The sequence below is a fragment of the Pseudobutyrivibrio sp. ACV-2 genome, assembly GCF_900107545.1.
In the GTDB taxonomy this organism is placed as follows: Bacteria; Bacillota; Clostridia; order Lachnospirales; family Lachnospiraceae; genus Pseudobutyrivibrio.
Window position 1 is genome coordinate 57,284 of record NZ_FNQZ01000015.1, and the last position, 14,285, is coordinate 71,568.

The 14,285-nt window shown below is 36.5% G+C and carries 10 protein-coding genes and 1 rRNA gene; 9 read left to right on the forward strand and 2 right to left on the reverse strand.

The features are described from left to right. The first annotated feature begins 76 nt into the window (after positions 1-76). Entirely contained in the window at positions 77-1,015 is a 939-nt protein-coding gene (locus BLV53_RS13560) for a phosphatase PAP2 family protein (protein WP_090301789.1), read from the forward strand. A gap of 76 nt (positions 1,016-1,091) precedes the next feature. On the opposite strand, the gene BLV53_RS13565 is transcribed toward BLV53_RS13560, so the two are convergent. After that, positions 1,092-2,342, reverse strand: coding sequence for a helix-turn-helix domain-containing protein (locus BLV53_RS13565; protein WP_170830866.1), 1,251 nt, complete (start codon positions 2,340-2,342; stop codon positions 1,092-1,094). Positions 2,343-2,509: 167 nt separating this feature from the next. On the opposite strand from BLV53_RS13565, the gene BLV53_RS13570 reads away from it, so the two are divergent. The 5 genes from BLV53_RS13570 (at position 2,510) to BLV53_RS13590 (ending at position 10,522) form a co-directional block, all read left to right on the forward strand. Next, positions 2,510-3,682 carry a glycoside hydrolase family 5 protein gene (locus BLV53_RS13570; protein ID WP_090301793.1) on the forward strand — a complete coding sequence of 391 codons (1,173 nt, stop codon included), beginning with the start codon at positions 2,510-2,512 and terminating at the stop codon, positions 3,680-3,682. 17 nt (positions 3,683-3,699) lie between these two features. Beyond that, positions 3,700-5,109: an MFS transporter gene (locus tag BLV53_RS13575; RefSeq protein ID WP_170830867.1), complete on the forward strand. Its 1,410-nt coding sequence runs from the start codon at positions 3,700-3,702 to the stop codon at positions 5,107-5,109. After that, complete coding sequence (locus BLV53_RS13580) at positions 5,110-6,759, forward strand: glycoside hydrolase family 43 protein (RefSeq protein WP_090301797.1); 1,650 nt, start codon at positions 5,110-5,112, stop codon at positions 6,757-6,759. Positions 6,760-6,777: 18 nt separating this feature from the next. After that, positions 6,778-8,808: a beta-galactosidase gene (locus BLV53_RS13585; protein WP_090301799.1), complete on the forward strand. Its 2,031-nt coding sequence runs from the start codon at positions 6,778-6,780 to the stop codon at positions 8,806-8,808. A 175-nt stretch (positions 8,809-8,983) separates the two neighbouring features. Continuing rightward, positions 8,984-10,522: a PP2C family protein-serine/threonine phosphatase gene (locus BLV53_RS13590; protein WP_170830868.1), complete on the forward strand. Its 1,539-nt coding sequence runs from the start codon at positions 8,984-8,986 to the stop codon at positions 10,520-10,522. A 97-nt stretch (positions 10,523-10,619) separates the two neighbouring features. Here the strand turns inward: BLV53_RS13590 and sstT are convergent, their stop codons facing one another. Beyond that, on the reverse strand, positions 10,620-11,873 hold the full coding sequence (gene sstT, locus BLV53_RS13595; protein WP_090301803.1) for a serine/threonine transporter SstT: 1,254 nt from the start codon (positions 11,871-11,873) through the stop codon (positions 10,620-10,622). A 220-nt stretch (positions 11,874-12,093) separates the two neighbouring features. On the opposite strand from sstT, the gene BLV53_RS13600 reads away from it, so the two are divergent. From BLV53_RS13600 to BLV53_RS13610, 3 genes are all read left to right on the forward strand, one after another. Continuing rightward, positions 12,094-12,981 carry a DUF362 domain-containing protein gene (locus BLV53_RS13600; protein WP_090301805.1) on the forward strand — a complete coding sequence of 296 codons (888 nt, stop codon included), beginning with the start codon at positions 12,094-12,096 and terminating at the stop codon, positions 12,979-12,981. 129 nt (positions 12,982-13,110) lie between these two features. After that, positions 13,111-13,749 carry a peptidoglycan recognition protein family protein gene (locus tag BLV53_RS13605; protein WP_090301807.1) on the forward strand — a complete coding sequence of 213 codons (639 nt, stop codon included), beginning with the start codon at positions 13,111-13,113 and terminating at the stop codon, positions 13,747-13,749. A gap of 413 nt (positions 13,750-14,162) precedes the next feature. Continuing rightward, positions 14,163-14,285, forward strand: a 16S ribosomal RNA gene (locus BLV53_RS13610); the annotation flags it as partial.

Sequence of the window (14,285 nt, forward strand, 5' to 3'; positions counted from 1 at the left end):
TGACATTGTTGTGACATAACAACTGCTATTATTGCAACCATAAAGAAAAAATATATAGAAGGAGAAAAGTTGAGTTATGGACATTCAGTATTTACTATGGTTACAGGAAATCAGAAATGCAACAGGTGGAACCTTTGATGAGCTTTTTAATGCCTTGTCAAAATTTGCAGTGGATATACTACCGTTTTTACCTATGGTAGTATTCTGGGGAGTTGATAGGTATTGGGGCTATGTATTTTTCACTACACATTGGGTTGGTGAATTAGTGAATGGTCTCATAAAATTAACAGTTTGTGCTTATCGACCATGGATACGTTCAGATTTAATCGAACCGGCAGGTGACTCAAAGGTGGCAGCAACAGGATATTCTTTCCCAAGTGGTCACACAATGGTGGGCACAGCTATGTATGGAACAGTTTTTGTATGGCAAAAGGACAAGCGTAAATGGTTAGCTTGTGTCTGTGTAATATTAATTCTTTTGACAGGTTTTTCCAGAAACTTCCTGGGTGTTCATACTCCACAGGATGTGGCTGTTGGTATGACAGAGTCTATTTTGCTGGTATTCATCATAAATAAATTGGCTGGCAAGGTGGCTGGAAACGAAAAATTGCAGGACATCCTTACCCTGGTAGGTTTAGTGGTAATTGTTGCTGCTTTAGCATATATTCAGTTAAAGCCATATCCAATGGATTATGATGCAAGTGGAGCATTACTTGTAGACCCACAGAAGATGATGAATGATAGCTTTAAGGCTTGCGGAGCATTTTCAGGATTTTTGGTTGGAAGCTACATCGAAAGACATTACATTCATTACGAAATCCCTGTAGGCTCTAAGAATCTGCCTATGCTTGTTTGTGTAGGTGCTGCTATAGCCTTTGCATGGAAGGAGCTGTTTGCACCAGCTACAATAGTAGCTGCATTTGGAGGACATTGGGGAAATTTCATTGCAAGATGCATCATGATGTTATTTGCAGTATGTGTATGGCCTCTTGTTATTCGCAAGGAAGCTGAATAGTTTTTATATATTATAATCGACAAAAAAGGGGCTGTTAAAAAACTCCCATAAAGTGGGTAGGAGACTATTAGTAATGTTAATCTAAAAACTCCTGTAGCTGATATTTGGCACGATACTGGCTTAAGGTTACGCCTGTTTTTTCTTTGAATACTTTGCCCAAATGGCTTTGGGATGAGAATCCAAGATAATATGATATTTCACTGTAGTTATAAGCCGAATAAGTAAGCAGATTTTTAACTAAAGTTACTTTGTTGTTTAATATATAGTCTTTTAGTGAAATCCCCTCAATGTTCTTAAATAGACCAGATAAATAATTAGCATTCAAACCCAGTGCTGATGCAATTTCAGCTACCGATATCTTACCATGAAGGTGTTTAAATATATAATTCTTAGCAGCCATGACATGCTCGTTTTCTTGCCCGGAAAATGTATTCATGGTTGCTTGTTCTTTTTTTATTTCATTAACAATTTTCGTAAATTCATACTCAGCATGTCTGACCATCTGCATACATAAATTTTCTGATGTAGCCTCTTCTATTTGTTTTATATATATGTCTGCCATTGAAAATGCAATTTCAGGAGACAACCCACCTTTTATAGCAGCCCTGCTAGCTATAGAAATAACTATTATAGAAACGTTTTTTACACTTCTAAATTTGTCTTTTGCCAATATACCAATTTGTCCAGTATAATCTTCTGCAATGCTTCGCTTAAGAGCTTCCACATCACCATTTTCAATGGCCAATAGTTCTCTTACTTCCTGATCATAAGGGTTGTGATGTCCGCCTGTTTCCTGTTGTTCAAATATTTGTCTTTCTAAATCTTTTCGTAATAAATAATCGAAATTATCTGAGATACAGTTATAGCTTACAATATCATCTTCTGTAATATCTAATTTACGTTCTTTAACCATGCAAAGATTAGTCACATCTAGTAGGCAACTGCTTAAATCGTTCCACTCTATATGTATCAATATATCGTAAATGTCAGCCCATTTATCATCATTACATGTGACCATAAGATTTTCTTTTAGAGAATATGTTGCTGAATATTTTACAGGTCCGACCACTAAAAAAGCGTCCTCAAGTTTAATAAGTCCATAAACAAATAATTTATTTATTGAAAATAGTAAAGGAATGAGATTAGTTTTTTCAAAATAATCAGATAAGGATGAAAGCTTGAGAATTTCTGAGAATAATTCCGTATCTTCCAAATCCATTCTAAGGCATATTTTTGACATAATTTCTTTGTGGTAATCTAAAAGTCTTATAGCTGTATGAAGCTTACGGCTGGTTTTTTCAAGCAAATAGTTAAGATTTAGTTTCATAAATCCGCTCCTTTTATCTAAGGCTAATTGATACATTATCACAAAGTGATTACTGTAGTATAACACAAAATCTGAGAAATTTAATAAAAGGCTGAGAAAATTGATATTTACTCTAAGGATATTAAAATATATTACTTACATACAAATGATTCATATCGGAGGTAATTATGAATATAAAAGGTGTCAATTTAGGAAACTGGCTCGTTTTGGAAAAATGGATGAGTCCAGCTATCTGGGAAGGAACAGATGCTGAAGATGAATACTATCTTCCAATGGGGCTTTCAAAAGAGGTGTATGAGGCACGTATAAGGATGCATAGGGCTGAATACATATCAGAAAGGGATTTTGCGCGAATAAAGAAAATGGGTATGAATTCAGTTAGAATTCCTATTCCATACTTCATTTTTGGTGATAGACCGCCTTTTATTGGTTGCATAAACGAGTTAGATAAAGCATTCACTTGGGCGGAGAAATATGATTTAAAGATTTTAATTGATTTACATACAGCACCAATGAGCCAGAATGGATTCGACAATGGCGGGCTAAGTGGTGTATGTAAATGGGCTCAACTGCCAAATGAAGTTGAATATGTTCTAGATGTTTTGGAAAAGTTGGCAAAAAGGTATGGAAATAGAGCTGGGTTACTTGGTATAGAACCTATAAATGAGCCAATATCAGAAGAGATGTGGGAGTCAATGGCGGTTCAAAAAAGATATCCTCCAGTTGATGAACAACTTGCTAAAGGGAGTGCACCAATAAGTTTTGATTGGTTAACTGAATTTTATGATAAAGCTGCCGAAAGAATTCTTCCTAATGTAGCTTCTGACAAATATATTGTATTTCATGATGGGTTTAGATTACATGCATGGAAGGAATATTTGAGTCAGGAAAAATATAAAAACAGAGTTATTTTAGATACACATCAATATCTGATGATTGCAGAAGTTTTAGGCTGTGAAAAGTCATTAGATGCTTATATAAAATTCATTCAAGAAAATTTCGAGAAAGATATAGAAGCAGTACAGCAGTATGTTCCAGTGGTCGTTGGCGAATGGTGTATATTCAATAGTTATTGTGTCGGCCAAGATACTAAAGGTGGTCAAAGTGTTTTAAATGGAATCGATACAGCTGATGCCATATCAATATCAAAAGAAGAAAAGAAAGATGTGTATATGAAGCTATCAGAATGTCAGTTAAAAGCCTGGGAAAAGGGGAGCGGGTATTTTTACTGGACTTACAAAATGCTTTTGGATCCAACAAATGAACCATCATGGCGAGGCTGGGATTGTTGGGATTTAGCTAAATGCGTTGATGAAGGATGGTTTCCAGAAAGAGTTTAAGAGAAAAGGAGAAGAAAATGGACGTGACAATGAATGTAAAAAATGTCGAAAAAATGGACTCTAATGCAAAATTAGGATGGGGAGAGCGAATTGCTTATGGTCTAGGAGATTATGCAGGAAATTTAGTATACTCGTTTATTTCAGCATTTCTTCTTGTATATTACACAGAAGTTTGTGGTATGAATGCCGCAACAGCAGCTTCGGTTATGGCAATTTCAAGAATATTTGATGGTGTATCAGATCTCATAATGGGTAGATTGGTAGATAAGACCCATAGTAGATGGGGCAAAGCTAGACCATGGCTTATCAGAGCATCTATACCGCTTGCTATATCAACTGTTCTAATGTTTTCTTTGCCAGCAAGTATTGGTGATGGTGCAAAAGCTGCCTATGCTTTTATCACATATAATCTTGTTTCTACTGTATTTTTTACAATGTTAAATGTCCCTTATGCTTCTATGCAGGGAATGATGACTACAAATCAGTATGAACGAGGTGTGCTAGGAAATGTTAGAATGCTTCTTGCTACTTTTGGCACTATGACAATTAATACTGTAGTTCCATATTTAACAGGGGCATTTGGCACAGATAATGCACATAGAGGTTGGTCATATACTGCAATTATAATGATGGTAGCCTTTTTTGCTATTAACCTAATCACATTTTTTGTATGTAAGGAGCGTGCAGTTGATGCAACTGAAAACAATGAAGGAGTAGATAATCAACCATCTATTGCTGTTGCTTTGAAATCATTGATTACAAATAAATATTGGGTGTTACAGGTTGTATTCCTATTTTCACTTTATTTTATGATGTCAACATTCTTTGGTAGCAATTACTATTATGCTCAGTATGTTTTAAATAACGAAAAGGCGTATGCGGCACTTGCTAATGCACTTTCTTTATCACAGATGGGAATTATGTTCGTTACACCTGCAATTATGAAAAAAGTTCCAAAAAGATGGCTTGCTTTTGGTGGCATGGCTCTTTCAGGAATAGGTTTTGTTATGACAGCCTTTGCTGGTACTAATGTACAGATTGTTCTAGTATCAAATATCATAAAGGGAATTGGCTTTGGATGTGGAGCTGCTACTATGTGGGGCTTATTGCAGGATGCAATTACATATGGACAGTGGAATTCAGGTGTTCAAGCGATTGGCATGGGAAATTCAGCATCATCATTTACAACTAAGCTTGGTTCAGGATTTGGTACAGCAGCTCTTGGATGGATTCTTGCCGCAGGAAGTTTTAATTCAAATCCAACAGGTGAAGCTTCTATCGCAGCAATAAAAGTGGCTGTTATCTGGGTTCCAATTGTAGTTGTTGTAATAGGTTTAGTATGTCTTTATTTGTTTGATCTTGATACAAAGTACGACAAAATAGTAGAAGATATTGAAAATGGTAAATGGAAAGACGGAGAGTTTTAAATGATTGTTAATCCAATACTACCTGGATTTAATCCAGATCCTTGTATTTGCAAAGTTGAAGATGATTATTATATTGCAGTTTCATCCTTTGAGTGGTTACCTGGTATACCAATATACCATTCAAAGGACTTAAAAAACTGGGAGTTACTTACACATGTTTTAGATGACACTGTTGTAGATTTGAAAAAACTACCTAGTGCAAAAGGCATTTGGGCACCAGATTTATCCTATTGTGAAAAAGAGAAGAAGTTTTATGTAATATATGGCGTGATGAATAATATGAATGCCAGATATTTCGATATTGATAATTACTTGATAACATCGGATAGTATAATGGGACCTTGGAGTGAACCTATTTATATACACTCTGCTGGTTTTGATGCTTCAATTTTTCATGATGATGACGGAAAGAAATATATTCTTTCGTTAGATTGGGAAACAAGGGATAATTATGAAAAACCAGGTGTTATTAACATTGTTGAATATGATTGTAATAATCAGAAAATAAAAGGGTATCCAAAGCGTTTTTGGCGCGGTGCAACTGATAGAGGCTGTATAGAGGCTCCTAGACTCACCAAGCATGGCAAATATTATTATATAATGTGTGCTGAAGGAGGCACAGGCTATAATCATTGTGTTTCCATGGGAAGAAGTGAAAATATATGGGGACCCTATGAGGCGGATCCTATAGGTGCAATTGTCACATCACAGCCTGTTGAATCAAATGAGCGAGCAGATTATGATCACCTAAAACCTAGGTACTATAATCCAGACTCTATCTTACAAAAGTCGGGACACGGAAGTTATGTAAATGTAGGTAATGAAACATATCTTGTACATATTACAGCACGACCATTTGTGACTGATTCTCCTGACGAGAGGAGAAGATATAGATGTACCTTAGGAAGAGAAACAGCCATTCAGAAAATGGTATGGACGAAAGATGGCTGGCTTAGAATGGCAGATGGAAGTAATCTTGCTAAGGTTGAAGTTAGCGAGCCTAATCTTCCTGCATTCAATGCCCAAAGAACACCAGATTTTGATGATTTCGATCAATCTAACTTAGGTAATTATTATTACAGTCCTCGCATTAGTTCCAATAGATTTTGTGATTTAAAGTCAAAAAAGGGCTGGCTAAAAATCCGAGGGGGAGAGGCGTTAACTTCATTAAATTCTGTCAGCTTGTTATGTCGAAAATTGACTGCTTGTAATGTAGTAATGACTACCAAAATTCACTTTGTTCCTGAAGCATTCCAACAGAGCGCAGGTATTGTTATTTACTATGATAATATGAATTATTCGTATTTACGAATCTATTATAGTGAAACATTAAATAGTCCTGCTATTATGTTACAACAAATGGAAAATGGTACAAGGAAACAATGGCTTGATGAACGTGTACAAGTAGATACTAATAAAGATATATTTATGCGCTTAATTATTGATGGTAGAAGCCTTCATTTTGAATGGAGCTATGACAACTGTACCTGGTATAAAAATGGACCTGATTTGGATACATCCTTGTATTCAGATGAATACTGTCAATATGGAGAATTTACAGGTACTATGGTTGGAATAACCTGTATCGATAGATTAACCCATTTTAAGTGCGCGGAATTTGATTTCATTGAGTATAAGATTAATCAGTAATAAACACAAGGAATATCTATGAATAAACTTATATATGGCGTTGCCTATTATCCTGAGTATGAACATGAAAATCGGATAGACAAGGATTTTGAGATGATGCAAAAAGCTGATATTAACACTATCAGAATTGCTGAGTCTACTTGGAGTACCTGGGAACCACTAGAAGGAGAATACGATTTCTCAATCCTATTAAAGACGTTGGATAAAGCTAATGAATATGATTTAAATGTCATTGTAGGAACACCTACTTATGCAGTACCTGCTTGGCTTGTCAAAAAAGATCCTGACGTGTTAGCCACAACTGAAAATGGCAGAGGGCTTTATGGACCTCGCCAGATTATGGATATTACAAATATGACATATTTGGAAGCCTGCGAAAATATTATTAGAAAAATGATGGAAGCAGTTCAGGACTACGAATGTATAATAGGCTTCCAAATTGATAATGAAACAAAGCATTATGGTACGGCTGGGAAAAATGTGCAGGATATGTTTAAAACATATCTTATTAATAAATTCAAAACTGTTGAAAATCTAAATAATTTATTTGGGTTTAGATATTGGAGTAATTCTATTGCCACATGGGACGATTTACCTGATGTTTTGGGTACAATCAATGGCTCTTATGCTGCAGAATTTGAGCTATTTCAAAGACAGTTAGCTGCAAACTTTCTTCTTTGGCAAAGGCATATTATAGATGAGTATAGGCGTGATAATCAATTTGTAACCCATAACTTTGATTTCTTTTGGAAGAAAGATGCCTTGGCTCCATTCGGCCATTCATTTGGTGTTCAGCCTGGAATTAATCATTTAGAGGCTTCAAAGGCTACAACTCTATTAGGTTGTGATATTTATCATCCTACGCAGGATGATTTGACCGGTGCAGAAATTGCATATGATGGAGATAGTATACGTTCTTTGAGAAACGAGCAATATCTAGTGCTTGAGACACAGGCTCAGGCGTTCAGATACTGGACTCCATATCCTGGGCAATTAAAGCAGCAGGCGTTATCACATTTGGCTAGTGGTGCACTAGGCGTTGAATACTGGCATTGGCACAGCATTCATAATAGTTTTGAAACCTACTGGAAAGGTCTTTTAAGCCATGATATGGAGGAAAACGCAGTATATAGGGAAGCATGTGAGGTAGGAGAGATTTTTAAAAATATATCTCATCATATCTTAGGAGCCTATAAGAGGAATGATGTGGCTCTAATTGTTGATAACAGGAGTCAGACTGCGTTAAAGTATTTTCCTGTGGGAGATAAAGAAGATGAGCCCGATGCTCAATATCTATCATATAACGATATTACCCGTGCTTACTATGATGCATTGTATGAGCAGAACATAGAATGTGATATTTTAGATGTGGAAGCACTTAAAGATAGCACACTTGATTATAAAATGATTGTTACACCTGCCTTATATGTGGCTACAGAGGAAACTATATCTATATTGCGTAGATTTGTAGAAGAAGGTGGAGTTCTGCTTTCCTCATTTAAATCGTTTTTTGTTGACGAAAATGTCCAGGTTCGGCAAGCAAAACAACCTTATAATTTGACTGATGTTTTTGGTATGTATTATCAACAGTTCACGCGACCTGGTAAGACAAAATTGTGTGGTGAGCCGGTAGATGTTTGGGCAGAATTATTAATTCCAGACAAAGACACGGACTATGTAATGTATGAACATAAGTACTGGGGTAATTATGCAGGTATTACCAGAAACAAATATAAAAAAGGTTCAGCAATATACATAGGTTGCTGGTGTGCTAAAAAAGTACTAAAGGATGAGATAAGAAATGCAGCAGAAATTGCAAATATTAGAATAGAAAGCAATCAATTCCCTATTGTAATAAGAAATATGACGGGCAAGGACGGAAATGTTTTACATTTTATTTTCAATTATTCTGAGAATGAAAATATTGTAATTTGCTCGTATAATAGTGCAATTGATATTTTAACAGGAAAATCTTATTCTGCGGGAGATAATATTATTATGTCTGATTGGGGAACTGTAATACTTATGGAAAGATTGGAAATAGCATAAAATCAGGTCATCCGTATGGATGGCCTTTTTGGGGCATTGATTTTAAAAATAGCACTCTGAAAAAAATAAATTTATGTGAAATAATCGTAGCTTTTCCATAAAAAAATCATAGTAATAATGCATAATGTCCGTAGGTGGCTTTGTTTTTACTATTAGTAGAGTGGGGAGCTTTCAGATGGAACAAAACAATAACGGATTAACAAAAACAAAAAAGAAAGTAGCAGCTATCTTTACTATTATATATATAGGAATGATTGTGTTTATTGGCGTTCTGGCACATCTCAGGGGGCTAAGTAACATCGTAGATATTTATTTGATAAATATAGGAATAGATGTTGTTGGCTTGTTTATGGGGTATGTGCTTTTTATAAGCTGCCTTATTGATGTGCAAAAATCTGGAAGCAATCTAAGATACTTGTTAGCATTGCTAAATGCCGCGGCCTTAGGGCTTTTTGCTGATGCCTGTTCCTGGCTTTTAGATGGTGTACCTGAACTTAGGGCATTTAATATTTTAGATAACACAATTTATTATATGTGTGCCCCTTTGGAAGCTTATAGTTTTTGGCTTTATACCATGACCTATCTTAAGGTCAATAAAGGCATTGTTAGAAAATTAGGTCATATATCTCGATTTGGCTTGTTTATTGCAATGGCTGTACGCATATTGAATATTTTCAATGGTATTTATTTCACCGTGGATGAAATGGGTGTGTACCATAGAAGTTCCACCTATGCTGTGTCCATGATATACGTTTTCTTTACAGCACTTGCTGCTTTAGTGTCAGTAATTCTGGAAAGAAAGCAATTGGAGTCCTATCAGATTGCTACATTTGCAATTTATGTTGTGGCGCCTTTATCTATGGCTTTGGTGACCATAGGAATATATGGTTTGTCACCTACACCTGCCACAATTATGTTAGTAGTTCTTTTGATGTACTGTGTTTTAAATGTTTCTCAAGGGCGCCGGCAGGCTGTGGCTGACAGAGATTTATCACTTGCTTCAGATATTCAGGAAAATAGCCTGCCAAAGATATTTCCATATATGCCAGAGAGGGAGGAATTCGATTTATTTGCATCCATGACTCCTGCAAAGGAAGTGGGTGGAGATTTTTACGATTTCTTTATGGTAGATGATGATCACATCGCCCTTGTTATGGCTGATGTATCAGGAAAAGGTATTCCAGCGGCCCTGTTTATGATGGTCTCAAGAACCCTTATTAAAAATAGAGTTCAAGCAGGTGATAGCCCTGCCATGGCTCTTACTAATGTAAATGAGCAGCTGTGTGAGGGTAATAAAGCAGGTCTATTTGTCACGATATGGCTTGCAGTTATAGATTTGCCTACAGGAAAGGGAATCGCTGCAAATGCAGGCCATGAACATCCTGTGCTGAAAAAAGCTAACGGAGATTTTGAGCTTGTAATTTATAGACATTCTCCTGCGGTGGCTACAATGGAAGGCATTAAATTCAAGGAACATGAATTCCAACTAGAACCTGGGGACAAATTATTCGTATATACGGATGGAGTTACTGAAGCAACAAATATCGAGGATGAATTATTTGGAGAGAAGCGATTGGTGGAGGCCTTGAATTCTAATAAGGATGCCTCCCCTGAAGATATTCTTTCCACTGTCAAAGAACATATTGATAGTTTTGTAAAGGATGCAGAGCAGTTCGACGATATAACAATGCTTTGCATGGAATATACTTCTTGAAGGTGATTCCATAAGCGAACTATTCTATTTGCAAATAAAAATGAGTCATTACTCTATAACAGGGCAATGACTCATTTTTCATTTATTTTGAAGGATTTTAAATATCTACTTTTGTAGTTCCGCCGAGGAAGGTTGGAAGGGATTTGCCTTCGCGTTTCCACTGAGAAAACTCTGCTGTAGCGGCAAACATAACATCACCGGATGAGTTAAGAGCTGTCTCTACAGAATCCTGTACAACACCGATGATAAATCCAACTGCAACTACCTGCATGGCTACATCTGCATTAACACCAAAGAGCGAGCATGCCATAGGGATGAGCAAGAGAGAACCACCAGCTACACCAGAAGCGCCACATGCTGCAAGTGTTGCAATAAAAGCAAGAATTAAAGCTGTGATAAAGCTTACATGAATGCCAACAGTGTTTGCAGCTGCAAGAGACATTACTGCAATGGTGATTGCTGCACCATCCATATTGATTGTTGCGCCAAGTGGAATAGAAACAGCATACATTTCCTTATCCATGCCAAGCTTTTCGCAAAGCTCCATATTAACAGGGATGTTTGCTGCTGAGCTTCGTGTGAAGAATGCTGTAACACCTGATTCCTTTAAGCATCTGAATACAAGTGGGTAAGGATTTGTGCGAAGTACGATTGCTGCAAGAAGTGGATCAATAACAAGCGCTACCACAAGCATGCAACCAACTAAAAGTCCCAGTAGCTTACCGTAATCTGTAAAAATTGCAAGGCCATTTGTAGATACATTTTCATAAACAAGACCCATAATACCAAATGGAGCCATATTAATAATCCATTTAACAGCTGTAGAAACGATATTTGAAATATCTTCCATCATTTTTTTGGTAACGTCGCTAGCCTTACGCTTTGCTGCGATCCCAAGCACTACAGCCCAAAAGAGGATACCGATGTAACGACCTTCCACAAGGGCGCCTACCGGGTTTGCCACCATGCTTGTGAGCAGATTTGAAAGAACTTCACCAACGCCTGTTGGAACTACATCAGCTTCAGCTGCCTGGCTGAGCATGATTGTCTGTGGGAAAATGAAGCTACCCACTACAGCAACTACAGATGCTAAAAGTGTGCTGATCATGTAAAGTGCAATTACAGTAACGAATCTGCGGTCAAGTTTGTCATTGCCCTGTGCAAGTGCTGAAATTACAAGAACAAACACTAGAACTGGTGCAACGGCCTTTAATGCACCTACGAAAATGCTACCAAGAAGAGGCACTACAGGGAGATTATCAAAGGCTAATCCCAGTAATGCACCGATTATAAGTCCGCAAATGATACGAACTATAAGACTTACGCTGTTGTACGCTTTTACAAGTTTCATATATTTTTCTCCTATTACTTATTCGTCTCAAAAAGACATTTGTCTTTCTCTGTAAGACATTTAATGATATTTTAACGATTTAGCGAGATAAAGTAAAGGGCTTTTTTGTTTTTTTGCATATAACTATGGATATCTTTTTTGGAATTATTACTATTTGGAAAATAAAGGAATATTTATATAATTAGTTTAAGAGTTAACATGATTATTCAGGAGGGGATATATGGCAGCAAAAGTCTTTTTTATTAAAGATGTTACAGCCGATGCGGTGGTAAAGATGTATGATCGACTAGGCATCACATTGCCAGGCAAGGTAGCCGTAAAGGTTCATTCAGGTGAGGAAGGCAACCAGAATTACTTAAAGCCTGCCTTTTGGAAACCTATGGTGGAGCATGTAAACGGAACCATCGTGGAATGCAATACTGCATATGAAGGTGAAAGAAATTATACCGATAAGCATATCAAACTTTTAAAAAGACATGGCTGGAATGAGCTATTTGATGTGGATCTTATGGATGCTGAAGGTCCTGACATAGAGATTCCTATAAAAAATGGAACACATCTTAAAACTGATATCATGGGGAAAAATTTCCTTAATTATGATTCAATGCTTGTACTTTCACATTTCAAGGGTCACCCTATGGGTGGCTACGGTGGAGCATTAAAGCAGCTTTCTATTGGATGTGCTTCTTGTGCCGGCAAGGTAAAGATTCACTCTGCAGGAAAGTACACTAAAGCCAGTGAACAGGATGTTGTATGGAATGATTTTCCTGAACAGGATGCTTTTTTGGAGAGCATGGCCGAGGCAGCATCAGCTGTTGTGGACCATTTTGGAAAAAATATTGCATTTATAAATGTTATGGCAAATATGTCGGTGGATTGTGACTGCTGTGCAGTTGCAGAAGATCCTTGTCTTAAGGATATTGGTATTTTGGCAAGCCTTGATCCTGTCGCTATCGACAGAGCCTGTCTTGATTTGGTTTATGCTTCAAAGGATGTGGGAAGGGATCATTTCCTTGAAAGAGTAACCACAAGAAATGGTGAACATACTCCTGAAACTGCAGCAAAGCTTGGAGTAGGTAGCTTGGAATATGAGCTAATAGAATTATAGAATATTAATATATTGGGATATGGCAAGCTAGTCTATTTGACTAGCTTGTTTTTGTATGTAAATATACTTGCTTATATAAATACGAAAGACTTAAACTAGCTATGTATGTTACATATAAGGGAGAATTTAATGAATAGTAGACATAAAAATGGTAGAAAGAAAAGGATTTCTAGACGTCAGAAAAGACAAAGATGTATTAAGCTCTTGATTTTTGAAATATTGCTCTTAATAGTTATTTTGTTTGCAGGATTCAATTATTTTTACCATAGAGATAGAGTCAAAATGGCAGAGGATATAACTATTCCTGAGTGGATTGACGTTCAATATATTGACAAAGGCAATCCTTCCAGATCAGGAATGAGGCTGGATGGAATAAACAATATCGTTATTCATTATGTGGGCAATCCCATGACAACGGCGCAACAAAACAGGGATTTTTATAATCATGAAGACTCTAATGTATGCTCACATTTTGTAGTAGGTATGGATGGAGAAATAATAATGTGCATCCCACTTTATGAACGTTCTGCCGCCAGCAATGATAGAAATCATGACACGATTTCTATAGAAGTCTGTCATCCTGATGCCTCTGGCAAATTCACAGATGCTTCCTATGAATCTTTAACAAAACTAGTTAGGTGGCTTCTAAACGATTTCAATATGAAAAGTGACGATGTAATAAGGCATTTTGATGTCACAGGAAAAGAATGCCCTTTGTATTACGTGAAAAACCCAGATTTGTGGGAACAGTTTAAGGCTGAGTTGTAGCATTTTATTAATTTAGGAATAAATATAAATTTGCATATACAGTTTATGCAATTCAATCAATTGAACTCAAAATAGGGAATAGATGTACTTTAAAAAATAGGCGAAATTCTGTTGACTTTAGTAAAATGGGATGATACTATAATCGAGCACTGAGGGACAGCAAGTCACACAGCGCAAAACAAATAAACGAAGATTGATAACTGAACAGTGAAACAAACCTTGAATTAATACATGATTATATGTATCCTTGAAATTCATTTAAGTTTCTTAAAGAAACGAAACCTTTATTAAGCGAATATGAATTCTTGAATTCATATTCTAGTAAGAATCTTTGATTCTTACATTTACAGTAAACAAGTCAGTTTTGTGCTGACCTGGAATTGAACTCAAGTAACTTCGGTTACTTACATATTTAACATGAGAGTTTGATCCTGGCTCAGGATGAACGCTGGCGGCGTGCTTAACACATGCAAGTCGAACGAAGCAGTTTATCACGATCCCTTCGGGGTGACGATTTACTGACTGAGTGGCGGACG

Bases quoted from the DNA above. Each gene is read 5' to 3' on its own strand.
- BLV53_RS13560 (WP_090301789.1), top strand. From the start codon at position 77: ATGGACATTCAGTATTTACTATGGTTACAGGAAATCAGAAATGCAACA.
- BLV53_RS13580 (WP_090301797.1), top strand. From the start codon at position 5,110: ATGATTGTTAATCCAATACTACCTGGATTTAATCCAGATCCTTGTATT.
- sstT (WP_090301803.1), bottom strand. From the start codon at position 11,873: ATGAAACTTGTAAAAGCGTACAACAGCGTAAGTCTTATAGTTCGTATC.
- BLV53_RS13575 (WP_170830867.1), top strand. From the start codon at position 3,700: ATGGACGTGACAATGAATGTAAAAAATGTCGAAAAAATGGACTCTAAT.
- BLV53_RS13585 (WP_090301799.1), top strand. From the start codon at position 6,778: ATGAATAAACTTATATATGGCGTTGCCTATTATCCTGAGTATGAACAT.
- BLV53_RS13565 (WP_170830866.1), bottom strand. From the start codon at position 2,342: ATGAAACTAAATCTTAACTATTTGCTTGAAAAAACCAGCCGTAAGCTT.
- BLV53_RS13570 (WP_090301793.1), top strand. From the start codon at position 2,510: ATGAATATAAAAGGTGTCAATTTAGGAAACTGGCTCGTTTTGGAAAAA.
- BLV53_RS13605 (WP_090301807.1), top strand. From the start codon at position 13,111: ATGAATAGTAGACATAAAAATGGTAGAAAGAAAAGGATTTCTAGACGT.
- BLV53_RS13600 (WP_090301805.1), top strand. From the start codon at position 12,094: ATGGCAGCAAAAGTCTTTTTTATTAAAGATGTTACAGCCGATGCGGTG.
- BLV53_RS13590 (WP_170830868.1), top strand. From the start codon at position 8,984: ATGGAACAAAACAATAACGGATTAACAAAAACAAAAAAGAAAGTAGCA.